We start from the raw sequence: 21,914 nt of genomic DNA on the forward strand, positions 1-21,914 counted from the left end.
TCTGGTCCGGCGTCCGGCGTGGACCGCCCCCTAGCCCCGGCTGTTGAGGAACCCGATGACGACGGCGCCCCACCAGCAGATCTGGGAGATCAGGGCGGTGGCGCCGCCCCAGATCAGGTGGCGCGGGGCGGCGGGCTGCCCGGCCATCCGCTTGTTGAGCAGCCCCGCCTGCAGGCCGTTGAGGGTCAGCGCGAGGACCAGCACCAGCTTGATGCGGGTGAGGGTGGCGGAGGGGTCGGGGTGGAGCATCATGCCGCTGAGGACGAGGACCGCCAGACCGGCCCAGATGGGCAGGTGGAGGCGTCCGGCACTGCCGACGGCCTCCCGCAGGGTGCAGCGTCCGGTCATCCACAGCAGGCCGTGGTAGTCGGCCACGAGAACGGCGCCGAAGCCGAGCACGAGGCCGACGAGGTGGGCGAAGAGCGCCGCGGTGTGCAGGGAGGCATCCGCCTGGACGTGCACGGAGACCCATACCGACCCGGCCCAGGCCGCACTCGCCGCCACCGCGGCCCCGCCGACCGTCCACCAGGAGTCGAACAGGCCGACCGGCCGGGCGGCCCGTTCGGTGGGTGCCCCGGCGCCGCCCGCCCCCGACAGGAACAGCACGGACACGGTGGGGTCGGACGGCACAGCGGACACGGGGAACTCCAGCACGAACACTTACCCAGCTATGCAGGTAAGCCTTACCTAAATGACTGCGTCATAGTGGGGGACCCGGACGCCCGGACACAACTCCTGCACCCAAGCGTGACCTGCTTGTTGCCCGTCCGAGATCAGACTCTGCTGACGGTTTCGGCGCCGATGCGGCGCCGACGGTTCACCACAGGAGCCGGGCGGCCGTCACCCGGTGCAGGTGGACGAGGATGTCGGTGGAGTCCGCGAGAGCGGTGTCCCGCAACGGCTCGGGGTAGGCGGTGCCGTAGTCGCGGGTCGGCCGGGGCGTCTTCAGCCAGGCGCGGGCCGCGGCCGGTGCGGTGCGCATGTCGAGCACGTAGTCCCGGTGGGGCAGGCGGTCCAGGGTGTGCTCGTTGCTGCCGGGCTCGGCCGGGCCGACCGTGCAGACCTCCACCCGCGACTCGTCCGGGTCCGTCGTCGCGTTGAACGACCCGGCGCCGAAGGTCAGCCGCACGTTGACGTAGTGCTTGCCCAGGCGGTCCTTGAGGAAGGCGCCCTGCATCCGCGGGTAGCGGGCCGGGTCGGTGCTGACGTAGGAGACGTGCGCGTTGTGCGCGGACAACAGCACCTTGTCGCCCGTGTGCTCCTGCCACCAGGCGACGTTGGCGGCCATCTGCTCGTCGCGGTACCGCATGGCCCGCGCCGTGTCGGCGGGGTCACCGAGGTCGTAGGCGTACTGGCCGGCCACCTGCGCGATGTTCCGGGCGTGCTGCACGGCCCGGTCGAAGGCGCGGCGGTCGCCGGCCGGCCGCTGCGCGCGGAGCAGGTCCAGCGCCTGGCGGGCCCGTGCGGCCATGTCCCGGCGCTCGGCGAGCGGCCGCTTGAGGTAGCCGGTCATGTAGTCCCCCACGGCGGTGCCGGGCGCGGGGCGTTGCAGGCGGTAGAGCTCGGTCAGGCGCGGCAGCAGCGCGGGGTGGTGGGCGGTGACGTACCGCGTCACCTCGTCGAAGGGCTGCGGGCCGGCGTAGCCGATGTCGTCACCCACGAAATGGACCTTCTTGGCGTGGTCACGGTTGTAGGTGCGCATCCACTCGATGAGGTCCCGGTACTCACCGGTGTTCCAGAAGCTGTAGTCGCGCTGGAACTCCTCCTTCATGATCTGCTGCAGGTTTCCCGTGCCGTGCAGGACGTAGTCGTCGAGCCGCAGCCCGGTGCTCCACGGTGCCTCCAGGGCGAAGGCGGTGAACCCCTTCTCCTGGACGAGGTAGCGCAGGATGCGGTGCTTGTTCGTGAAGAACTCGTGCGAGCTGTGCGTGGCCTCCCCCAGTCCGACCACCGTGGCGTCGCCGACCATGCGGCCGAACGTTCGCAGGTCCCGCAGGTCGCCGGTGGGCTCGGTGGTGCGCAGCGGGCGGGCGTCGCGCGCGAGGGCCGCCACGGGGTCGCCGGTGCCCGAGTCGGCGGTGGCGGGCTGCGCGAGGCCCCCGGCCGCGGTGGCCGTCGCCGGCAGCAGCGCGAGCAGGAGCAGCAGCGCCGGCGTCCGGCGGCGGTGTCGAGGATGGTGCGCCGTGTGTGCCATGCCGTTCATGGTTGCGGCCGGGGGCCCGCGGCCACCATCCGACGGTCCTCACCGTGGGGGTGGGGGCAGCCCCACCCGCAGGGCACCGGCGTGTTTCACGTGCCCCACCGGGCGCCTGGGTCACAGTGGTACGGGGGACGGCGGCGGAGCACGGCGAGGACGGTGCTGGTGGAGACCCTGGTCACGGAGATCGCGCCGGACATCTACCGGCTGTCCACGTACGTTCCCGACGCCGACTTCATGTTCAATCAGTTCCTGGTCGACGCCGAGGAGCCGCTGCTGTTCCACTGCGGTCTCAGGGCGCTGTTCCCCCTGGTGTCCGAGGCGGCGAGCACGGTGATCCCGCTGGACCGGCTCGGCTGGATCACGTTCGGCCACGTCGAGGCCGACGAGTGCGGGTCCCTGAACTCCTGGGTCGCCGCGGCGCCGCGGGCGCAGGTCGCCCACGGCGCGATGGGGTGCCTGGTGTCGGTGAACGACCTCTGCGACCGGCCGCCGGTCCCGCTGGAGGACGGTCAGGTCATCGACCTGGGCGGCAGACGGGTCCGGCGCCTGGAGACCCCGCACATGCCGCACGGCTGGGACGCCGGCCTGCTCTTCGAGGAGACCACCGGCACCCTCTTCTGCGGCGACCTCTTCACCGCGATCGGCGACGCCCCCGCGCTGACCGAGCAGGAGATCGTGGGCCCCGCGCTCGCGGCGGAGGACGTCTTCGGGGCGACGTGCCTGACGGCGGCCACCGCACCCCTGATGCGGCGCCTGGCGGATCTCGCACCCACCACGATGGGACTCATGCACGGCCCCGCCTACGCGGGCGACTGCAGCACGGCACTGCGCGAGCTGGCCGACGGCTACGCGGAGCGCTTCGCCCGCTCCCAGGACGGCTGAGGGGAACGGGCACGCGATGGCACTGCACCAGGGCAAGGGCGGCCGGACCGACCGGCGCGGCTACGCGGTCAACCCCTTCTTCGGCGAGGCCGACCCCGTTGCCGGCATGGCCGTCGAACCACCGCGCCGACGGCTGCCCGACGGGCCCATGACGCCGCAGACCGCCTACCAGTTCGTCCATGACGAGCTGATGCTCGACGGCAACTCCCGGCTGAACCTCGCCACGTTCGTCACCACCTGGATGGAACCCCAGGCCGGCGTCCTGCTGTCCGAGTGCCGCGACAAGAACATGATCGACAAGGACGAGTACCCGCGCACGGCCGAGCTGGAGCAGCGCTGCGTGACCATGCTCGCCGACCTGTGGCACGCCCCCGACCCCACCGCCGCCGTGGGCTGTTCGACCACCGGATCGAGCGAGGCGTGCATGCTCGCCGGCCTGGCCCTCAAACGGCGCTGGGCGCTCGCGAACACCGACCGCTACCGGACGGGCGGCGCGCGGCCCAACCTGGTGATGGGCGCCAACGTGCAGGTGTGCTGGGAGAAGTTCTGCAACTTCTGGGAGGTGGAGGCACGCCAGGTGCCGCTGGAGGGCGAGCGCTTCCACCTCGACCCGCAGGCCGCCGCCGGCCTGTGCGACGAGAACACGATCGGCGTCGTCGCCGTCCTCGGCTCCACCTTCGACGGGTCCTACGAGCCGGTGGCCGACGTCTGTGCGGCGCTCGACGCCCTGCAAGGGCGTACGGGCCTGGACGTGCCGGTGCACGTGGACGGCGCGTCCGGCGCGATGGTCGCCCCGTTCCTGGACGAGGACCTGGTGTGGGACTTCCGGCTGCCGCGCGTGGCCTCCATCAACACCTCGGGCCACAAGTACGGGCTGGTCTACCCGGGAGTGGGCTGGGCCCTGTGGCGGGACCGGGCGGCGCTCCCCGAGGAGCTGGTCTTCCGCGTCAACTATCTGGGCGGGGACATGCCGACGTTTGCCCTGAACTTCTCCCGGCCGGGGGCGCAGGTGGCCGCGCAGTACTACACGTTCCTGCGGCTGGGCCGCGAGGGCTACCGTGCGGTGCAGCGCAACGCCCGCACCGTGGCGTCCACGCTGGCCGGGCGGATCGGGCAGCTGGGCGACTTCCGGCTGCTGACGCGGGGCGAGGAGTTGCCGGTGTTCGCCTTCACCACGGCCGAAGGCGTCACGAACTTCGACGTGTTCGACGTCTCGCGGCGCCTGCGCGAACGGGGCTGGCTCGTCCCCGCCTACACCTTCCCCCCGAACCGGCAGGACCTGTCGGTGCTGCGCGTGGTGTGCCGCAACGGCTTCACGCTCGACCTCGCGGAGCTCCTCCTCGCCGACCTCGGGGAGCTGCTGCCGGAGCTGCGGTGCCAGGAGCGGCCGTCGGGGCGGCCGGAGACGGTGGCCACGGCGTTCCACCACTGAGGGCGGGGCCAGTCGTGCGGGGCGTCGGTCGTGCGGCACGTCAGTCGTGCGGCACGTCAGTCGTGCGGGACGACCGCCACCGGGCACGGCGCGTGGTGGATCGCGGCCTGCACCACCGCGCCCAGGCGGGGCGTGAGGGCGGGGTGGTGACGGCGGCGGCCGCACACCAGCAGGCCGGCTCCGCGGGCGGCCCGGGCGACGGCGTGCGCCGGGCTCTCCATCCGGACGCTCTCGGCCACCGTGACCTCCGGATATGCCGCACACCACCGTCTGAGCGCCGCGCGCAGCTCCGTTTCCGCCGCCTGCTGGAGGGCGCCGGCGACCTCGGGGTCCACGCCCCACGGTGCATAAGCCTGGACCGGCAAGGGGCTGCCGTGCACGACGCGCAGGGGAACGGCGCGTGCGGCCGCCGCGGCGAAGGCGAAGGCGTACAGCTCCTCGCCGGGACGGTGCAGTCCGGCGGCCAGGACCACGTCGCCCGCGGGGCTCGCACCGGCCCGCACGAGGACCACCGGCCGGGCGGCGCGGCCGGCGACGTGCAGGCCGATGTCACCGAGGAAGAAGCTCTGGAAACGGTCCAGGCCGCGCGAGCCGAGCACCACGACGGCGGAGTCGTCGGCCGCCCGCAGCAGGGCCGTGACCGGTTCCTCGGCGACCAGTTCCTCGACGATGGAGAGGTCCGGGAAGCGCTGGTGGACCTCCGTCTGCGCCGCGTGGACGATGCGCTTCGCCCAGTAGTCCTGGTCCTTCTCGGCCGGAACGCCCTCCGGCTCGGGGATCAGCAGGACCCAGGCGTGCAGGAGGCGCAATGCGACCCCGCGCCGGTCCGCCTCCGCCGCCGCCCAGTGCGCGGCGGCCAGGCTCTCGGGCGAGCCGTCCAGACCTGCGGTGATGGCTGCGGGCTCCATGGCGACCGCCTCCGTCCCTCTGCGGAGCTCTCCCCCTCTCCCAGTGTCGGTCCCTTGCGGGGCGGCCCGTGTGCCGGGGGCCCGCCGGAGCCGGCCATCGGCAATCCGGCTTCGGCGGGCCCCGGCGGGGAGGGACCCGGAGCGGGGGACGGGCGCGGGACGGGTGTCCTGCCGTTCCGGGCTGCCTCCAGCGTGACAGGAGCGTCGCGGGCGGCGGAGGGGCCGGACGGGCCAGGTGCGGGACCGGACGGTCCCCAGGGCCGTTCGGCCCCTGGCGCGGCCGGCACGTGGGGGATCATGATCAAGTAAGCGTGCGGCAGTGTGCGCGGACCGTGAGTAGGACAGGGAGCGGTAGGAGTGGTGGACCAGTCGACGACGTTCTCCCGGGAACGGCCGATCCGGGTGTTCCTGCTGGACGATCACGAGGTCGTCCGGCGGGGCGTGCACGACCTGCTCGACGGCGAGGAGGACATCAGTGTCGTCGGTGAGGCCGGCACCATCGCCCATGCCCTGTCGCGGGGGCCCGCCCTGCGGCCCGACGTGGCGGTGCTGGACGTGCGGCTGCCCGACGGCGACGGCATAGCGGTCTGCCGGGAGCTGCGCTCCCGGATGCCGGGGCTGGCCTGCCTGATGCTGACCTCGTTCGACGACGACGACGCCCTCCTGGACGCGATCATGGCTGGTGCGGCGGGCTATGTGCTCAAGCAGATCCGGGGTTCCGACCTGGTCGCCGCCATCCGCACCGTCGCCTCCGGACAGTCCATGCTCGATCCGGCGACCACCACCCGGCTGATGAACAGCCTGCGCGGCGAGGAGGAGGACGGCGGGCCGCAGGACGAACGTCTGGCCGGGCTGTCCCCGCGCGAACGCGAGATCCTGGCGCTGATCGGGGACGGCCTCACCAACCGTCAGATCGCTCAGCAGCTCTTCCTGTCCGAGAAGACGGTGAAGAACCACATCTCGCGCATGCTCGCGAAGCTCGGTGTCGAGCGGCGCATTCAGGCGGCGGTGCTCGCGACGGAGGTTGCCCGGCCGCCGGCGGGGGCGACTGCGGCCGGGCAGGACCGCCGCGAGCCGTCGGCCCGGGGCGCGGGCCGCCGCGTGGGTGGCTGACGCCACCCTGTGCCGTGCGGCCTGCGGGGCCGGCGGGGCTGACGGGCCGTCTGCACGGGCGGTGGGGGCCGGGTCCGGCACCGCCGGGCCGGTATGACGTGGCTGAGCACCGCTGCGGCGGGAAGGGGTCCCCGGTCCCGCCCTCTCTCCCCTAGGCCGTGTCCGCAAAGTAGCGCCGTACGCCCGAAGGGCGTGGCCCGCGGCGTCTGGCGCGTGCGATCGCAAGGCGGAGGGGCGCCCTCGTACTGGGCGTACTCGGGCGAGCCCGACAACGCAGCGAGCGTGCGTGCCGGACGCCGGGAGCCCACGAAGATCCGCCGGACAGGCCCTGCTACCGCTGGGAGGTGCCCCCGGTTTCCCGGGGCTGCCGCCCCGGCCCCCTGGGGCCCGCAGCCGCCGACGCCGGCCTCCCGGCTGACCGCCCTCCGGCTCACCAGCCCGGTAGCCCGTCTCTGCCGAACCGGCGGACGCAGACCGCCGGCGACGGCCGGGCAACCCGGTCGGCTCCCCCGCCCACCGGCTGACTGACCGGCAGCAGGCCGACCACCGTCCGGCACCGGACGGCCGGGCAGTGCCGGCCGGGACCAGCCCACCCCGCCCATCAGCCGCCCGGCCGGCGGCAGGCCCCGGCCGGCGCAGCCTGCTTCCCCCTCCCTCCAGGGGTGACGGGCCGGTGCAGCCCGCCGGTCGGCCGGCCGGTACCCGCCCGTCGGTCAGGGCCGGCCCGTGGGCAAGGGAATGCGCCACGTCAGGGTCGTGCCGCCGTCGGGGGGTGTGGTCAGGTCCAGGTCGCCGCCGTGGTGGGCCGCGCGTTCGGACAGGTTGCGCAGGCCGCTGCGGTGGCCGGGGCCGGCCGGGGGGAGGCCGGTGCCGTCGTCGGTGACGGTCAGCACCAGGTGGTGGCCGTCGTTGACCACGGCGACGGCGGCCGAGCCGGCGCCGGCGTGCCGGGCCACGTTGGCCAGCGCCTCGCCCACCACGGCCACCACGTCGTCGACGACCGCCCGGGGCACCTGCGTGTCGAGCAGGCCCTCCATGCGCAGGGCCGGGGCGAAGCCGAGGAGCGCGCCGGCCTCGCCGACGGTCTGCACGACCCGGGTGCGCAGCCCGTGCTGCGGGGCGGTCTCCCGCGACCGCAGGCCGAAGATCGTCGACCTGATGATCTTTATGGTCTCGTCCAGGTCGTCGACCGCCCGCCGGACGCGTTCCGCGGCCTCGGGGTGGCCGATGAAGCGGTCGGCGCTCTGCAGTGTCATGCCGGTGGCGAAGAGCCGTTGGATCGCCAGGTCGTGCAGGTCGCGGGCGATGCGGTCGCGGTCCTCCAGGAGCGCGATCTGCTGGGCGTCCGCGCGGCGTTCGGCGAGTTCCATGGCCACGGCCGCCTGGCCGGCGAAGGCGACCAGGGGCAGGACCTCCTCCTGGGTGAACGCCGCCCGGCCGCTGCCGCGCACGAGCAGCAGCACGCCGCGGACCACGTCGCCGGACGTGACGGGCACGGCCACCGCCGGGCCGAGGCCCTCCGAGCGCAGCGGCGACGCCGTGCCGTGCGGGTCCGTGGTGATGTCGGCGCTGCGCACGGGGCCGCCCTCGCGGTAGGCCGCCCCGGTGAGGGTGCCGTCGACGGGCAGCACCGTGCCGCGCAGCCGGGCGGCGTGCTCGCCGACGGCGACCTCGGCCGTGAGCGCGGCCTCGCCGCCCAGCGGCACGGAGACGGTGGCCAGCTCGGCGCCGGTGATCTCCTTGGCCAGCTCGGCGATGAGACCGATGACGTCCGCCGGGGGGCTGCCCGACATCAGGGCGGTCGTCACTTGGGTGCTCGCCCGCAGCCACCGCTCGCGCCGCGTGGACTCCTCGTACAGGCGGGCGTTGTCGATGGCGACGCCCGCGGCGACGGCCAGCGTGGACAGGACCGCCTCGTCCTCGTCCTCGAAGTCCGCGCCGCCGTGCTTCTCGGCCAGGTACAGGTTGCCGAAGACCTGCTCGCGGACGCGGATGGGCACGCCCACGAAGCTGTGCATCGGCGGGTGGCCGGGGGGAAAGCCGTACGACGCCGGGTGCTCGGACAGGCGCGAGAGCCGCAGCGGCTCGGGGTGGCGGATGAGTTCGCCGAGGATGCCGTGGCCGCTGGGGTACGGCCCGATGGCCTCGATCTGTGACTCCGTCACCCCCACGGTGAGGAACTGCGAGAGCGTCCGCCCGTCGGGCCCGATCACGCCGAGCGCGCCGTAGCGGGCGTCCACCAGGGCCACCGCCGCCTCGACGATGCGCCGCAGCACGTGTTCGAGGTCGAGCTCGCGCCCGACCGAGAGCACGGCTTCGAGCAGGCTGTGCACCCGGTCACGGGTGCCGCGCGCGGCGTCGATGCGCGCCTGGAGCTCCTCCAGCAGCTCGTCCAGCCTGAGTTGCGGTAATCGCAAGAAAGTGCCTCCTGACAGGCGCCCGACGGGGACGGACGGGGGGACGGACGGCCTGTCCGCCCGGGCCCCACCGTATCGGCCACCCGGTGCGGCCTGCGGAGGAGCCCCGGTAGGTGCCGCGCTCCGTCCGCGGGTGGCGTGCGGCGCTCTGAGCAGGCGCGGGGCGGGCGGGGCACGCCTGCTGTGCCGGTTGCTCCCCCCGGATGCGGGAATGCTGGGTTCATGACGTGAGTCGGAGGGGGTGGGCGCGGTGGCGGCACGCAGGCGGTGGGGGCGGTTCTGGCTGCTGCTCACCCCGGCGCTGCTGGCCGCGGGAGCGCTGCTCGCCGCCACGGCGAGCGGGGCCCTGGCCACGTCGCTGGCCGCCTCCGGCTCGGCGTTCAAGGTCACCGCGGACCGGGTGGTCGCCGACGGCGTCCGCGCCGTGCCCGCCCTGTACACCGAGCCCGGTGAGGGCGGTGCCCGGCATCCGGTGCTGCGGGCCACGGTCCGCCGGGCGCGGATCGAGGGCCTGTGCGTGAGCCTGGTCGTGCCCACCCCGCTCGGCAAGGTCACCCTGCGGGCCGTGGCCGGCCGTTCGGATCCCGTCGAGGGCACGGGGCTCTCGGTGGACGCGGATTCGGTGCGCGGGAAGGTGGACTTCACCGGTGTCGTGGCCGCGGCCGGCGGCGTGTGGGAGGGCGGGACGGGGGGTTTCCTGGCGGCAACGGACCATGTCGTGGTGCGCGACGGAAAGCTGACCGGGTGGCAGGGCGCGGGGGCGTCGCTGCGGATGAGCGACCCGGACGTGGGGCTGCTGAGGGGAGAGCACGCATGCGCGTGAGACGGTGCTCTGGGAGACGGGCGGCCGCCGGACCCCTGCTGCGGCGGGCGAGAGGCTGGTGCGGAGGGCGCCCGGCGGGCTCGGCTGCGCTCGTCTGCGCGAGCGGCGCAGAGCTGGCCGCGCTGCCCCTGCTGGGTGCGCCCCTGGCCGTCCTGCAGCCCGGGGTGGCGGTCAGCGCCGGGTTCGAGGTGAGCCTGCCGCTGCTGCTGACCGGCGTGGTCCTGCTGCGGTATCCGCAACTGCACGCGGTGGCGGGGGTGGCCGCGGTGGTGCTGGCCCTGCTGGCCCTGCTCACCTGCAACATCGGAGGACTCCTGCTCGGCACCGCCCTCGGGGTGGCCGGGGGCTGCCTGGCGTTCTCCTGGGTGCCGCCCGCGGCACCCGGCCCGCCCCCGGGCTGAGGGCCGCCACCGCTCCCCGGGCCGAGGCCCGACCGCCGCGTGGCGTCCCCGCGTTCCCTCTCGTCCCCGGGAGAGCCATGACCTCCTCCGTCTATGCCAGGGCCGGCATCCACGACCGGCGGCTGCGCGCCGGATACCAGGTCTGCCGGCGCACGTTCCGGCGCAACAACAGCACCTACTACGCGCTCGGACACCTCCTGCCCCGCGCCGTGCGCCCGGCCGTGTGGGCGCTGGCCGCGGCCGCGCGCGTCATGGACGACCTGGCGGACAACGGCCCGGACGGCCCCCGCGAGCGGGCCGCCCGCGTGGCGGCCTGGTCGGCGGCCTACCGCACGGACCTGCACCGCGGCGACAGCCCCGACCCCGTGCGGCGGGCGCTGGTGCACACGGTGCGGACCTGGGGCCTGTCCCCCGGCGACCTGGAGTCGGTCTTCGCCGAGCAGTACCGCGACCCGGGGCGCGGCGCGCCGCACACGTGGCGGGAGTGGATCGACTACAGCCGGTCCGTCAACAGCGTCTACGGCAGTCAGATCCCGGCCCTGCTGTCCCGGCTCGGGCTGTCCCTGGTCGCGCACGCCCGGCACATGGAGGCGTACCACACGTGGCTGCAGGGGGTGCAGCTGACCGACGACCTGGAGGACCTGCACGAGGACCTCGCCCGTGGGCACGTCAGGCTTCCCGTGGAGGCGCTGGAGGAGTTCGGCGTCAGTGCCGACGACCTGCAGGCACGCCACTGGACTCCGGCGGTCGACGCACTGGTGCGTTCCCTGGTCGGCCGGGCCCGTCGCTGGCTCGACCAGCCGGAGCTGCTCCACGGTCCGGTGCCGGGCCTGGCGGTGTTCGTCAAGGCGACGGCCCAGGTGCTGTCGCTGCGGCTGTGCGCCGTCGAGCGGGCGGGTGCCGCGCTCCTGCACCGCAGGCCGCGTCTGCCGTGGGCCGCCCGGCGGCGCATCCTGACCCGCGGCCGTGCCGAGGCGGCGATCATCTGGTGGCTGACGCCCCTCTCGCCCCCGCCGCCCGTTCCCCCGCCCGTCGCGGCGCACCGGGGCGCCGGCCGGCTCCTCGGCTCCCGGACCGCGCCCCTGGCTCCCCCGGTCCCGCCGCGGCCCCATCCCTCCGGTGCCCGGCCGCCGGACTTCGCGCCGGGCGCACTGCCACGGCACGTGGCCATCGTGATGGACGGCAACGGCCGCTGGGCCACCGGGCGCGGGCTGCCCCGCTCAGAGGGGCACCGGGCGGGGGCCGAGGCCCTGCGCGACGTCGTGCACGGCGCCCTGGAGGCCGGGCTGCCGCATCTGACGGTGTACGCGTTCTCCACGGAGAACTGGAGCCGTTCCGCCGCCGAGACCGACGCCCTCATGGGCCTGCTGCGCGAGCACCTCGACGACGAGGACCTGTGGTGTCTGGACGTGCGCTCGCGCTGGGCGGGCGTGCCCGACGGCCTGCCGGAGGACCTGGTGCAGGCGCTCCTGGAGCGCGAGCGGGCGACCGGCGGGCGCACCGGCCTGGTCCTCACCGTGTGCGCCAACTACGGCGGCCGGGCGGAGCTGGCCCAGGCGGCCCGGGCCCTGGCCGGCGCGGCCGTCGCCGGGCACGTCGACCCCGCCCGCGTCACCGAGCAGCAGCTGGCCCGGTACCTGCCGCTGCCCGACCTGCCCGACGTCGACCTGTTCTGGCGCACCGGCGGGGAGCAGCGCACGTCCAACTTCCTGCCGTGGCACAGCATCTACGCCGAGCTGCTCTTCACCCCCGCCTACTGGCCCGACGTCGACCGCCGGGACCTGTGGGAGGCGATGGCCGCCTACGCCCGGCGGCAGCGCCGCTACGGCTCGGCCCCCGCCGCCGGCGCTCAGGTGCCGGGCTTGCGCCCGTAGACGTACACGTCGTCGCCGTTCTTCAGCAGCGACCAGTACGACTTGGCGTCGGCGCGTCGCATGTTCACGCAGCCGTGGGAGCCGGGCGCCGACCAGACGCTGCCGTCGATGGCGTGGAACGCCTGCCCGCCGTCGAAGAACTGGCTGTAGGGCATGCGGACCTTGTAGATCGTCGACCAGTGGTCGATGCTCCGCCAGTAGACGCTCTTGAGTCCGGTGCGCGTCTCGTAGCCGTCGCGACCCGAACGGATGGGGACGGGGCCGAACTTCAGCTTCTTGCCGTCCTGGATCCAGCTCAGCTGGCGGGTGAGGTCGACGCAGGCGATGCGTCCCTTGTTCGTCGGGCAGGCGCCGGACGCGTTGGGGTTGCCACCGGCCTCCCGCTGCTTGGCGACCACCTCCATCACGGACCACGTGACCGGGCCGGCGTAGCCGATGGCGGGGCTTATCCCGTGATCGAGCTGGAAGTCGCGTATCGCCCGGCAGTCGGCGGCCGACTGCCTGCCGTCGACGGGCCGGCCGAGGAAGCGCTCCGCCTTGGCCTGGTAGGGCCCGGTCCCGGCGGTGCACGCGGAGCCCGCGGCCTGCGCGGTCCCACCCAGGGCCACGGTCAGGGGGGCGGCCAGGCCGACCGCGCCCAGGAGGACGCCGAGGCGGCGAACCATCGTCTTTCTCAGGGGACTTGTCATGCTCGTTATGACCAACGGGGCGACCGGTTGGTTGCCCGCGGGCGACCGGCACGTGAACGTTCAGGCCGCCGCGCCGAGCGTGCGGACCTTCGTGCGGGCGTCGAAGCCGGAGCGCGGTGCGCCGCCGGGGCCGTTGGCCGGCGTGCCCACGTACAGCCAGCCCAGGAGTTGCTCCCCCGCGCCCACCCCGATGCAGCGGCGCACCGCGGGCGCGTCGACGGCCCCGCCCGTGCGCCAGATGGCGCCCCAGCCGCGGCTGTGCAGCAGCAGGTGCAGGTTCTGGACCACGGAGACCGTGGCGGCCAGCTGTTCCCACACCGGCACCCTGGGATGGTCGGGGCGGGGGCAGAAGACGATCGAGACCAGCAGCGGGGCGCGCAGGGGCTTGGCGCGGGCCCGCTCGGCGGCGCCGGCTCCCGTCGCGCTCTCCGCGAGGGCCGCGCCCAGGAGTTCGCGCTGGGCGTCCCGGACGATCACCAGCCGCCAGGGTCTGAGCAGGCCGTGGTCGGGGGCGGCCGAGGCCGCCTGGATCAGTTCGAGCAGGGCGGCGTCGTCCGGCGCGGGGGGCGCGAGCCGGGTGGCGCTGCGCCGGGTCAGCACCGCCTCCATGACATCCATGACGACCTCCCTTTTGTCGCGAAGATAGAGGATTGACGGGCCGTGCACATACCGCCGCTCCGATGCGCCGCCCGGGGCGCCCCTCGCGCTTGACCTCAAGTTGACTTGAGTTTCTACGGTGCTCATCGAGACGCAAGCGCACAGTAGGGACTTCGACGATGACGCAGACCACCCTCACGAGAGCGGGCCGCCCGGCCCCCGCCGCCGCCCCCGCCGGGCGGGAGGCGCCCGGCGACGCGCGCCGCTGGTGGGGCCTGGCGGTGCTCGGCCTCTCCCAGCTGATCGTCCTGCTGGACGGCACGGTCGTGAACATCGCCCTGCCGTCGGCCCAGGCCGACCTGGGCATCGGCGACGGGGCGCGGCAGTGGGTCATCACCTCCTACGCGCTCGCCTTCGGCGGGCTGCTGCTCCTGGGCGGCCGGATCGCCGACCTGGTGGGCCGCAAGCGCACCTTCCTCACCGGAGTCGCCGGGTTCGGCCTGGCCTCGGCCGTCGGCGGTGCCGCGGACGGCGCGGGCATGCTCTTCGCCGGCCGTGCCCTGCAGGGCGCCTTCGCGGCGCTGATCGTGCCCGCCGCCATGTCCCTGCTGACGACCACCTTCACCGATCCGCGGGAGCGCGGCAGGGCGTTCGGTGTCTTCGGCGCCATCGCCGGCGCGGGGGCGGCGGCCGGGCTGCTCATCGGCGGGCTCGTCACCCAGTACCTGGACTGGCGCTGGTGCATGTACATCGCCGTGCCCGTCGAGGTGGTCGTCCTGATCGCCGCCGTGCCGCTGCTGTCCGACACCGGCCGGCGGGCCGGAGGCCGCCTGGACGTGCCGGGGGCGGTCCTCGGCACGGCAGGTCTGGCCGCGATCGTCTACGGTCTGGGCGAGGCCGAGTCCCGCGGCTGGGGCGACCCGCTGGTGCTCGGCCTGCCGGCCGGCGGCGTGCTCCTGCTGGCGGCGTTCGTGCTCTGGCAGGCCCGCACGCCCCACCCGCTGCTGCCGCTGCGCATCCTGCGGGACCGGCGGCGCGCGGGGGCTCTGCTGACGGCGGGTCTGGCACCGGTCGCGATGTTCGGTGTGTTCCTCTTCATGACCTACTACCTGCAGGTCGTCCTCGGCTACTCCGCCGTCCGCACCGGCCTGGCCTTCCTTCCCCTGACCCTGGCGATGATCACGGGCTCCACGCAGCTCGCCGCCCGGCTGGTGCCGTTCGTGGCACCGCGCACCATCGTGGTGCCGGGACTGCTGACGGCCGCGACCGGCCTGCTCGTCCTGGCCCAGGCCGGTACCGGCACCCCGTACGCCACGCGGGTGTTGCCCGGGCTGGTGCTGCTGGGCCTGGGCATGGGCTCCACGATGATGACGGTGATGGCCACGGCCACGGCGGGCGTCGACCCGCAGGACGCCGGGGTGACGTCGGCGATGGTGAGCACGGCGCAGCAGGTGGGCGGCGCGGTCGGCACGTCCGTCCTCAACTCGGTGGCGGCGGGGGCCACGCAGGGGTGGCTCGCCGGACACCCGGGGGCCCCGGTGACCGAGGCCACGGTGCACGGCTCCTCGACCGCGCTGTGGTGGGTGGCGGGGCTGCTGGTGCTGACCGCGGTGCCGGCCGGGATCCTGCTGCGCAGCGGCGGCCCGCGGCAGGGGGCCGGCCGGGCGTAGGGCCTGTCCGGCGGGGAAGGGGGGGGCGGCTTCCGTGGTGCACGGGAGCCGCCCTTTCCCCGCCGGCCGTTCACCACAGGATCAGCCCCCACAGCAGGCCGATACCCGCCATCGTCCAGGCCACGTAGTCGCCCACGTGGCCGGAGTGCAGGCGGCGCAGGGGCGACGCCCAGCCGCCCGAGGGGACGAAGCGGTGCACGGCCAGGACGGCCAGCGCCGTCGCCAGGGCGGCGGAGAGCAGGCCGAGGGCCGCGCCGGTCCACGTCCACCACTCCCCCGGATGGCCCCGGTACGGGCCGCCGGGCCCGCCGTCCAGCACCATCGCGGCGTATCCCGCGTGGTCCAGGAAGGCCCCGGCGGCCGCGTCCACCGCGGGGGCCAGTGCCGGGACCGTGCCCACCGCCAGGGAGCCGGCCAGCAGGGTGGCGGCGACCGTGACCATCGGCCGGGGCAGCAGGCGCAGACGGCGGCCCGTCTCCGGTTCCTCCTCGTCGCCGGCCGTCTCCGGCTCCTCCTCGCCGACCTCCCGCTCGCTGTCCCCCGCGCCCAGGAAGACCCGTGCGGCCACCCGCAGCACCGCGCCTCCGGTGACCGCCGAGACGAGCACGAACAGCACCGGCAGCCAGGGGGCCTGCTCCTCCACCAGGGCCTTGCCCAGCCCCGTGCCGAACGGCGGGAGCCCGGCCAGCGCGAGGCCGCCCGCGGCGAAGAGCAGGCCGATGCCCGCCATGTCCCGCCCCCGGCCGTGCAGCTCGTGCTCGTCGACGCTGCCGTGCCGGTCGAGCAGGATGCCGGTGCAGGCGAACAGCGCGGCCTTGGCGCCGGCGTGCCCGAGGACGTAGAGGCAGGTGCCCGCGAGCGCCTCCGGCGTCAGCAGGGCGACGCCGGTGAGGAACAGCCCGGTGTGGGCGACCGTCGAGAAGGCCAGCAGCCGTTTCACGTGCCGCTGCTGCCAGCACATCACCGCCCCCGTCGCCGCGGTCGCCACGCCGAGGACCAGCAGCGCGCGGCGGACGTCGTCCGCGGGGATGCCGCCGGGCCCGCCGAAGACGGTCGCGTGGACGCGCGCGACGCCGTACACGCCCGTCTCCACCATGACGCCCGAGAGCAGCATGCACACGGGCGTGGGGGCCACCGCGTGGGCGTCGGCGAGCCAGAAGTGGAAGGGCACGGCGGCCGCCTTGACCAGCAGTCCGGTCAGGACCAGGACGAACGCGGCGACGACCAGGGCGTCCGGGCCGGGCGCCGCGTCCAGTTCGCGGCCGGTCTGCGCCATGCCCAGCTCGCCCGTCCGCGCGTAGAGCAGGACGATGCCCGTCAGGCAGGCGTATCCGCCGAGGGAGTTGACGAAGCCGAAGGCGAGGGCTCCCTGCACCGGCCGCGCCTCCTCGACGTGGTAGCCGGTCAGGGCGTAGGCGACGACGCCCATGAGCTCGAAGAAGACGAAGGCGTCGAAAAGGTCGCCGGTGAGCGCGAAGCCGCACATCCCCGCCTGGAACAGCAGGATCATGGCGGGGAAGGACCCCGGATGGGCGTGCGGGGGTTGCTCGAAGTAGCGCCAGGAGTAGGCCAGGACGGCCACGATCAGCAGCGAGGTCAGCGCGGCGAGTCCCGCGCCGATGCGGTCGCCGACGAGGACGATGCCCACGCTGTGCCCGCCGTCCGGGCGCCATCCGCCCACCCAGACGACCTCGCTCCCCCCGTGGGCGAGGGCCGCGAGGGCCAGGGCCGCGGAGGTGCCCGCGCCGGCGCAGGCCACCGCCTGGGCCACCGGCCGCGGCACCCGGCGGCCCAGGCCGACCAGCAGCGCGGCGCCCAGCAGCGGCACCGCCACGATCAGCGGGAGCAGCTGTTCCATCGCCGCTCAGCCCTTGAGTTCGGTCAGCTCGTCCGGGTCCACGGTCCCGTGCCGCTTGTCGGTCTGGACGACCAGGGCGAGCAGGAGGGCGGTCACGGTGGCGCCGACCACGACGTCGGTGAGGGCCAGGGCCTGGACGACCGGGTCGACGACGGGCGTGCCGACCGGGATGTCGGAGAAGACGGGCGCGGTGGCGCCGCGGCGGTAGCCGACGGCCAGCAGCAGCACGTACGTGGAGGACTGGGTGACGGCCAGGCAGCCGACGGCGTGCACGAGGTTGCGGCTGGTGGCCATGCCGTACACGCCGATCAGGAAGATCCACACGGCGACGAGGTAGGGCAGGACGGTCACGTCCGCTCCCCCTCCTCCCCGACGATCTCCAGCGCCTGGCCGAGGAAGTGGGCCAGCAGGACGACCACGCCGGAGGCGACCTCCATGCCGACGGCGGCGTTGAGGAGCGGGACGGTGCCGCCGGAGGCCATCGTGTTGAAGGTGCCGTGCGGCAGCGTGTTGGCCAGGTAGGCGGAGCCGGCCAGCAGCCCGGCCGCGCCGAGCAGCACGTACGCCGCCTCGCCGACGCCGTCGGCCAGCTCGTACGGGCCGACGGGCCGGATCCGCTCCAGGGCGCGGTAGTCGACGGCGACGTAGAGCAGGTGCAGGGCGGTGGCGACGACGACGCCGCCCTGGAAGCCGCCGCCCGGGCTGAGCTGGCCGTGCGCGATCACGTACAGGCCGATGAGCAGCGCGACGGGCAGCGCGAGGGTGCCGTAGCGGCGCAGCGGGGGCGGCACGGGCGCGGGCTGCGGGGCGACCCGGTGTTCGTCGCGGGTCTGGCGCAGGAGGACGACGGTGCCGAGGACGGCCGCGAAGAGGATGCTCTCCTCGCCGAGGGTGTCGAGGGCGCGCTGGTCGAAGTTGACGGAGGAGACGGTGTTGGCGGTGCGCTGGAGCAGGGCGGTCCGCACGGCCCGGTCGCCGTAGGGGTGCCGGTCGCCCCCGAAGTGCGGCAGCCGCAGGCAGGCGGCCACGAGCAGGGCGGCCGTGGCCGCCAGCCCGGCGGCCAGCGGCCACCGCCGGATGGGCCCCCTCACTCGTGCCGCTTCCGGCGCCGTACTTTGCGCACCGTCAGCAGGAGCATCAGCGGGGTCACCGCCGAGCCGACGGCGAGCTGGGACAGGCCCACGTCGGGTGCCTGCAGCACGGTGAAGAGCAGGGCGAGGCCGAGGCCGAGCAGGGAGAGCAGGACGGCCTGGCGGGCAGGGTCGCGGCACAGCGCGGCCGCGGTGGCGGCGGCCGCGACGAGGAGCAGGCCGGCGGCGAGGAGGGCGTCGTCGAGGGCGTCACCCACGGCGCAGCGCCCGGGTGGTGACGAGCCCGCCGGCCACCAGCAGGGCGCCGATGACGAGCAGCTTGGCCATGGCACGGCCCGGGCCGGTGGCGACGCACAGGGGCACGACGGTGGCGGGCGCGCCGATCGTCACGGCGGGGGTCAGCAGCCGTGCGCCGGGCGGGTGCTTTTCGATCTCCTCGCCGAGCAGACGGATGTAGACGAGGGTGCCGGCGGGCCCGAGGACGCAGACGACCAGGGCGAGGTCGGTGTAGGAGGGGCGGCCGTAGCCCTGCGCGAGCAGGAGGAGGACCAGGCACAGCAGGAGGGTGGCCATGTTCTGGGCGACGACGCGCCGGCCGGTGGTGCCGCGGGCGGCGCCCCACAGGCTGGGGCCGAGCCCGCCGACGACGAGCGCGCAGGCGGCGGCCAGCCAGCCGTTCACCGGGCCGCCGCCCTGCGGGCGGCCCGGGCGGCGAAGGCCGTCAGGAGCGCGGCGGCCGTGCCGATCTCCAGGTCCAGCGGGTCGGGTGCGCTGATCAGCACGGCCCACAGCGCGGTGAGCGCGGCCCACCAGAGCAGGATCTCCGCCGCCGCGGCCGCCGCACCGCTTCGCACCGCCGCTCCCTCTCCGCACCGCGTGGGTGCTCGCCCGCCGGGTGGGGTCCGGGGGTCCGGTCCGCCATGCCCCGAGTATCGGACATGGCGCCGGGCGGGGCGGGACGCCACCCCGTGCGGCCGCAAACCGGGAGGTTTCATCGGGACGGCCGGGGGTTACCCGTCCCGACGTCACGCACGCCCCGTACGCGCACGATCCAGACGGAGCGACAGGTGGAGAGGAACGCATGAGCGAGCAGGTTTCCGACTACGTCCTGGCCCGGCTGCGGGAGTGGGGTGTGGAGCGGGTCTTCGGGTATCCGGGGGACGGCATCAACGGGCTGCTGGCCGCCTGGGGCCGGGCCGACAACCAGCCGCAGTTCGTCCAGGCACGGCACGAGGAGATGGCGGCGTTCGAGGCCGTGGGGTACGCCAAGTTCAGCGGGCGCCTGGGGGTGTGCGCCGCGACCTCGGGGCCCGGCGCCATCCACCTGCTCAACGGGCTCTACGACGCCAAGCTCGACCACGTGCCGGTGCTGGCGATCGTGGGGCAGACGGCCCGCTCGGCCATGGGCGGCTCGTACCAGCAGGAAGTGGACCTGCACACCCTCTTCAAGGACGTCGCCTCCGACTTCGTGGAGACGGTGACGGTGCCCGAGCAGCTGCCGAACGTGCTCGACCGGGCCATCCGCACCGCCTACGCGCGGCGTGCGCCGACGGCCGTCATCATCCATGCCGACGTGCAGGAGCTGGACTACTCGCCGCCCACCCACGCGTTCAAGATGGTGCCGTCCAGCCTGGACCGCAGCGGCTGGCAGGCGGTGCCCTCGGACGAGTCGCTCGCCCGGGCCGCGGAGCTGCTCAACGCCGGTGAGAAGGTGGCGGTCCTCGTCGGGCAGGGCGCGGCCGGCGCCCGGACCGAGGTCGAGCAGGTCGCCGAGGTCCTCGGCGCGGGCGTGGCCAAGGCGCTGCTGGGGATGGACGTGCTCAGCGACGAGCTGCCGTACGTCACCGGTTCGATCGGCCTGCTGGGCACCCGGCCGTCGTACGAGCTGATGCGGGACTGCGACACCCTGCTGACGATCGGCTCCAACTTCCCCTACTCGCAGTTCCTTCCGGAGTTCGGCAAGGCGCGGGCGGTGCAGATCGAGCTCGATCCGCACATGGCCGGGCTGCGCTACCCGTACGAGGTCAACCTGATCGGTGACGCGCGGGCCACGCTGCTGCGGCTGATCCCGCTGCTGGAGCGCAAGGACCGGCGCGGCTGGCAGAGCGAGGTGATCGCGCACGTGGAGCGCTGGAAGGAGGTGATGCGGCGGCGGGCCGCGGTGAGTGCCGAGCCGGTGAACCCCGAGCACGTGGCGGCGGCGCTGTCGCCGCTGCTGCCGGACGACGCGATCCTCACCTCCGACTCCGGCTCGGTCGCCAACTGGTACGCGCGCCACATCACCATGCGCGGCACCATGCGCGGCTCGCTGTCGGGGACGCTCGCGACGATGGGCTGCGGCGTGCCGTACGCGATCGGTGCGAAGTTCGCGCACCCCAACCGGCCGGTGGTGGCGCTGGTGGGGGACGGGGCGATGCAGATGAACGGCATGGCCGAGCTGATCACGGTCGCCAAGTACCAGCACCAGTGGGAGGACTCGCGGCTGGTGGTCGGCGTGTGGAACAACCGTGACCTGAACCAGGTGACGTGGGAGATGCGCGCCATGGGCGGCGCCCCGCAGTTCCTGCCCTCGCAGGAGCTGCCCGACGTCTCCTACGCGGAGTTCGCCCGGATGCTGGGGCTGACCGGGATCCGGGTGGAGAAGCCGGACGAGGTCGAGGACGCCTGGCGCGAGGCGCTCGCCGGCAAGCGCCCGGCCGTGGTGGAGTTCGTCACCGACCCGGCGGTGCCGCCGATTCCGCCGCACGCGGACTGGGACCAGATCGAGGCCACGGCCGCGGCCGTCCTCAAGGGCGACGCGGATCGCAAGGGCATGCTGCGGCAGGGCATCAAGGCGAAGATGCAGGAGTTCCTGCCCCACCGGAAGAAGTCCGCCTCCCCGGAGGAGGGCGAGCGGTGAGGGGGCGCCGCCCGCCCGGCCGGCGCGGCGGGTTCCGGCGCGCGCGGTACGACGTGCGGCACGGGCGGTTGCAGCGGTCGCTGTCACTGCTGATGGCCGCCGGTTCGGCGGTGACGGCCGCGGAGGTCTTCCTGGAGCACGACCGGGCCGGGTTCGGGAACCGGGTGATGTGGTGGCCGGTGCTGCTGGGCCCGGTGGGGCTGGCGGCCGGTATGGCCGGCTTCGCCGACGAGCGGGCCGCGCGCACCGCGCTGCCGCTCGCCTCGGCGGCGATCGCCGCCAACGGCCTGCAGGGCACGTATCTGCACGTGCGGGGCATCGCCCGGAAGCCCGGGGGCTGGCGCATGGCCCGCTACAACGTCGAGCTGGGCCCACCCCTGTTCGCACCGCTGCTGATGAGCATGGTGGGCGGCATGGGGCTGCTGGCGAGCGGGTTGCGGCGGGAGCGGTGAGGCGGTCGAGGCGATGACGGGCACACGGCTGGGGGACGACGCCGGGGCGGCGGGCCGGGCGCCGACGTGGGACACCGCGACGGCCGGGGTGGTGCTGGCCCGGCTGGGGCCGCGCCGTCAGCCGTCGCTGCGCTTCTTCACCCCGGCGGAGGAGGCGGCGGCCGAGGCGCTGCTCGACCTCGTCCTGGCACGGTCCGCCGAGGACCCGCCGGTGCCCGTGCTGTCGGTCATCGACGCCCGGCTGGCCACCGGTGAGGGTGACGGCTGGCGCTACGCGGACGTCCCCGAGGACCCCGAGGCGTGGCGGCGCTCGCTGGCCGCCCTGGACGAGGAGGCACGCCTGCGGCACGACGGTCGGGTCTTCGCCGAGCTCGGCCACGGCGACCGGGACCGGCTGCTGCGGCACGTGCTGCAGCTGGGCGGCCGTGACTGGTATGGGATGCCCGCGGCGCACGTGTGGTCGCTGTGGACGCGCTACGCCTGCGAGGCGTACTACGCCCACCCCTCCGCCTGGGACGAGATCGGCTTCGGCGGTCCCGCCTACCCCCGCGGCTACCTGCGGCTGGGCCGGGGGCGCCGCGAGACGTGGGAGGCCCCCCGGTGAGCAC

Annotated in this window: 22 protein-coding genes; 10 read left to right on the plus strand and 12 right to left on the minus strand. The window is 74.6% G+C overall.

Annotated elements, in window-relative coordinates:
- Positions 1 to 30: 30 nt before the first annotated feature.
- Both IE182_RS26285 and IE182_RS26290 read right to left on the minus strand, forming a co-directional pair.
- Positions 31 to 639, minus strand: coding sequence for a hypothetical protein (locus tag IE182_RS26285; RefSeq protein WP_229845112.1), 609 nt, complete (start codon positions 637 to 639; stop codon positions 31 to 33).
- Positions 640 to 817: 178 nt separating this feature from the next.
- Positions 818 to 2,194 carry an erythromycin esterase family protein gene (locus tag IE182_RS26290; RefSeq protein WP_190112419.1) on the minus strand — a complete coding sequence of 459 codons (1,377 nt, stop codon included), beginning with the start codon at positions 2,192 to 2,194 and terminating at the stop codon, positions 818 to 820.
- 168 nt (positions 2,195 to 2,362) lie between these two features.
- On the opposite strand from IE182_RS26290, the gene IE182_RS26295 reads away from it, so the two are divergent.
- Both IE182_RS26295 and gad read left to right on the plus strand, forming a co-directional pair.
- The gene (locus IE182_RS26295; RefSeq protein ID WP_190112420.1) at positions 2,363 to 3,082 is read left to right on the plus strand and encodes an oxygen-binding di-iron domain-containing protein; all 720 of its coding nucleotides are present in this window, start codon (positions 2,363 to 2,365) and stop codon (positions 3,080 to 3,082) included.
- Positions 3,083 to 3,098: 16 nt separating this feature from the next.
- Positions 3,099 to 4,514 (plus strand): glutamate decarboxylase, encoded by a 1,416-nt coding sequence (gad, locus tag IE182_RS26300; protein ID WP_190112421.1) that lies wholly within the window; start codon positions 3,099 to 3,101, stop codon positions 4,512 to 4,514.
- A gap of 56 nt (positions 4,515 to 4,570) precedes the next feature.
- On the opposite strand, the gene IE182_RS26305 is transcribed toward gad, so the two are convergent.
- Positions 4,571 to 5,422 carry a universal stress protein gene (locus IE182_RS26305; protein WP_190112422.1) on the minus strand — a complete coding sequence of 284 codons (852 nt, stop codon included), beginning with the start codon at positions 5,420 to 5,422 and terminating at the stop codon, positions 4,571 to 4,573.
- A 360-nt stretch (positions 5,423 to 5,782) separates the two neighbouring features.
- Here IE182_RS26305 and IE182_RS26310 point away from each other — a divergent pair, with 360 nt between their 5' ends.
- Positions 5,783 to 6,535: a response regulator gene (locus tag IE182_RS26310; RefSeq protein WP_190112455.1), complete on the plus strand. Its 753-nt coding sequence runs from the start codon at positions 5,783 to 5,785 to the stop codon at positions 6,533 to 6,535.
- A gap of 713 nt (positions 6,536 to 7,248) precedes the next feature.
- Here IE182_RS26310 and IE182_RS26315 read toward each other — a convergent pair.
- Entirely contained in the window at positions 7,249 to 8,952 is a 1,704-nt protein-coding gene (locus tag IE182_RS26315; protein ID WP_229845114.1) for a sensor histidine kinase, read from the minus strand.
- Positions 8,953 to 9,202: 250 nt separating this feature from the next.
- Between IE182_RS26315 and IE182_RS26320 the strand changes: the two genes are divergently transcribed.
- The 3 genes from IE182_RS26320 (at position 9,203) to uppS (ending at position 12,050) form a co-directional block, all read left to right on the plus strand.
- Positions 9,203 to 9,775, plus strand: a complete 573-nt coding sequence (locus IE182_RS26320; protein ID WP_190112423.1) for a DUF6230 family protein — start codon at positions 9,203 to 9,205, stop codon at positions 9,773 to 9,775.
- Positions 9,766 to 10,176 (plus strand): DUF6114 domain-containing protein, encoded by a 411-nt coding sequence (locus IE182_RS26325; protein ID WP_190112424.1) that lies wholly within the window; start codon positions 9,766 to 9,768, stop codon positions 10,174 to 10,176. The genes IE182_RS26320 and IE182_RS26325 overlap by 10 nt, the downstream gene beginning before the upstream one ends.
- Before the next feature lie 77 nt (positions 10,177 to 10,253).
- Positions 10,254 to 12,050 (plus strand): polyprenyl diphosphate synthase, encoded by a 1,797-nt coding sequence (uppS, locus tag IE182_RS26330; RefSeq protein ID WP_190112425.1) that lies wholly within the window; start codon positions 10,254 to 10,256, stop codon positions 12,048 to 12,050.
- On the opposite strand, the gene IE182_RS26335 is transcribed toward uppS, so the two are convergent.
- Together IE182_RS26335 and IE182_RS26340 are read right to left on the minus strand one after the other, a co-directional pair.
- Entirely contained in the window at positions 12,026 to 12,739 is a 714-nt protein-coding gene (locus tag IE182_RS26335) for a L,D-transpeptidase family protein (RefSeq protein WP_190112426.1), read from the minus strand. The genes uppS and IE182_RS26335 overlap by 25 nt on opposite strands.
- A gap of 60 nt (positions 12,740 to 12,799) precedes the next feature.
- The gene (locus tag IE182_RS26340) at positions 12,800 to 13,357 is read right to left on the minus strand and encodes a nitroreductase family protein (protein WP_190112427.1); all 558 of its coding nucleotides are present in this window, start codon (positions 13,355 to 13,357) and stop codon (positions 12,800 to 12,802) included.
- A 158-nt stretch (positions 13,358 to 13,515) separates the two neighbouring features.
- On the opposite strand from IE182_RS26340, the gene IE182_RS26345 reads away from it, so the two are divergent.
- On the plus strand, positions 13,516 to 15,006 hold the full coding sequence (locus tag IE182_RS26345) for a DHA2 family efflux MFS transporter permease subunit (RefSeq protein ID WP_190112428.1): 1,491 nt from the start codon (positions 13,516 to 13,518) through the stop codon (positions 15,004 to 15,006).
- Positions 15,007 to 15,076: 70 nt separating this feature from the next.
- Here IE182_RS26345 and IE182_RS26350 read toward each other — a convergent pair whose 3' ends face one another.
- Genes IE182_RS26350 through IE182_RS26375 form a run of 6 tightly spaced genes read right to left on the minus strand, consistent with a single transcriptional unit; the run spans position 15,077 to position 18,809 of the window.
- Positions 15,077 to 16,864 (minus strand): complex I subunit 5 family protein, encoded by a 1,788-nt coding sequence (locus IE182_RS26350; protein ID WP_190112429.1) that lies wholly within the window; start codon positions 16,862 to 16,864, stop codon positions 15,077 to 15,079.
- A 6-nt stretch (positions 16,865 to 16,870) separates the two neighbouring features.
- Positions 16,871 to 17,215 carry a sodium:proton antiporter gene (locus tag IE182_RS26355; protein ID WP_190112430.1) on the minus strand — a complete coding sequence of 115 codons (345 nt, stop codon included), beginning with the start codon at positions 17,213 to 17,215 and terminating at the stop codon, positions 16,871 to 16,873.
- A complete protein-coding gene (locus tag IE182_RS26360) occupies positions 17,212 to 17,955 on the minus strand; it encodes an MnhB domain-containing protein (protein WP_190112431.1) in 744 nt (247 codons plus the stop codon). The genes IE182_RS26355 and IE182_RS26360 overlap by 4 nt, the downstream gene beginning before the upstream one ends.
- A complete protein-coding gene (locus IE182_RS26365; RefSeq protein ID WP_190112432.1) occupies positions 17,952 to 18,212 on the minus strand; it encodes a DUF4040 domain-containing protein in 261 nt (86 codons plus the stop codon). The genes IE182_RS26360 and IE182_RS26365 overlap by 4 nt, the downstream gene beginning before the upstream one ends.
- Entirely contained in the window at positions 18,205 to 18,636 is a 432-nt protein-coding gene (locus tag IE182_RS26370; RefSeq protein ID WP_190112433.1) for a monovalent cation/H+ antiporter complex subunit F, read from the minus strand. Before IE182_RS26370 ends, IE182_RS26365 begins: the two co-directional genes overlap by 8 nt.
- Complete coding sequence (locus tag IE182_RS26375; protein ID WP_190112434.1) at positions 18,633 to 18,809, minus strand: hypothetical protein; 177 nt, start codon at positions 18,807 to 18,809, stop codon at positions 18,633 to 18,635. Before IE182_RS26375 ends, IE182_RS26370 begins: the two co-directional genes overlap by 4 nt.
- A 227-nt stretch (positions 18,810 to 19,036) precedes the next feature.
- On the opposite strand from IE182_RS26375, the gene IE182_RS26380 reads away from it, so the two are divergent.
- Genes IE182_RS26380 through IE182_RS26390 form a run of 3 tightly spaced genes read left to right on the plus strand, consistent with a single transcriptional unit; the run spans position 19,037 to position 21,910 of the window.
- Positions 19,037 to 20,854, plus strand: a complete 1,818-nt coding sequence (locus IE182_RS26380) for a thiamine pyrophosphate-requiring protein (RefSeq protein WP_190112435.1) — start codon at positions 19,037 to 19,039, stop codon at positions 20,852 to 20,854.
- Positions 20,851 to 21,306 (plus strand): hypothetical protein, encoded by a 456-nt coding sequence (locus IE182_RS26385; protein ID WP_190112436.1) that lies wholly within the window; start codon positions 20,851 to 20,853, stop codon positions 21,304 to 21,306. The genes IE182_RS26380 and IE182_RS26385 overlap by 4 nt, the downstream gene beginning before the upstream one ends.
- Positions 21,307 to 21,319: 13 nt before the next feature.
- On the plus strand, positions 21,320 to 21,910 hold the full coding sequence (locus IE182_RS26390) for a gluconate 2-dehydrogenase subunit 3 family protein (RefSeq protein ID WP_190112437.1): 591 nt from the start codon (positions 21,320 to 21,322) through the stop codon (positions 21,908 to 21,910).
- Positions 21,911 to 21,914 lie beyond the last annotated feature (4 nt).

The sequence above is a fragment of the Streptomyces cinnamoneus genome, assembly GCF_014650495.1.
Taxonomy (GTDB): Bacteria; Actinomycetota; Actinomycetes; order Streptomycetales; family Streptomycetaceae; genus Streptomyces; species Streptomyces cinnamoneus.

Excerpts from the sequence above, each read along its gene's own strand:
- IE182_RS26290 (WP_190112419.1), bottom strand. The coding sequence starts at position 2,194 with ATGGCACACACGGCGCACCATCCTCGACACCGCCGCCGGACGCCGGCG.
- IE182_RS26350 (WP_190112429.1), bottom strand. The coding sequence starts at position 16,864 with ATGGAACAGCTGCTCCCGCTGATCGTGGCGGTGCCGCTGCTGGGCGCC.
- IE182_RS26325 (WP_190112424.1), top strand. The coding sequence starts at position 9,766 with ATGCGCGTGAGACGGTGCTCTGGGAGACGGGCGGCCGCCGGACCCCTG.
- IE182_RS26305 (WP_190112422.1), bottom strand. The coding sequence starts at position 5,422 with ATGGAGCCCGCAGCCATCACCGCAGGTCTGGACGGCTCGCCCGAGAGC.
- IE182_RS26380 (WP_190112435.1), top strand. The coding sequence starts at position 19,037 with ATGAGCGAGCAGGTTTCCGACTACGTCCTGGCCCGGCTGCGGGAGTGG.
- IE182_RS26345 (WP_190112428.1), top strand. The coding sequence starts at position 13,516 with ATGACGCAGACCACCCTCACGAGAGCGGGCCGCCCGGCCCCCGCCGCC.
- IE182_RS26335 (WP_190112426.1), bottom strand. The coding sequence starts at position 12,739 with ATGACAAGTCCCCTGAGAAAGACGATGGTTCGCCGCCTCGGCGTCCTC.
- IE182_RS26390 (WP_190112437.1), top strand. The coding sequence starts at position 21,320 with ATGACGGGCACACGGCTGGGGGACGACGCCGGGGCGGCGGGCCGGGCG.
- uppS (WP_190112425.1), top strand. The coding sequence starts at position 10,254 with ATGACCTCCTCCGTCTATGCCAGGGCCGGCATCCACGACCGGCGGCTG.
- IE182_RS26340 (WP_190112427.1), bottom strand. The coding sequence starts at position 13,357 with ATGGATGTCATGGAGGCGGTGCTGACCCGGCGCAGCGCCACCCGGCTC.
- gad (WP_190112421.1), top strand. The coding sequence starts at position 3,099 with ATGGCACTGCACCAGGGCAAGGGCGGCCGGACCGACCGGCGCGGCTAC.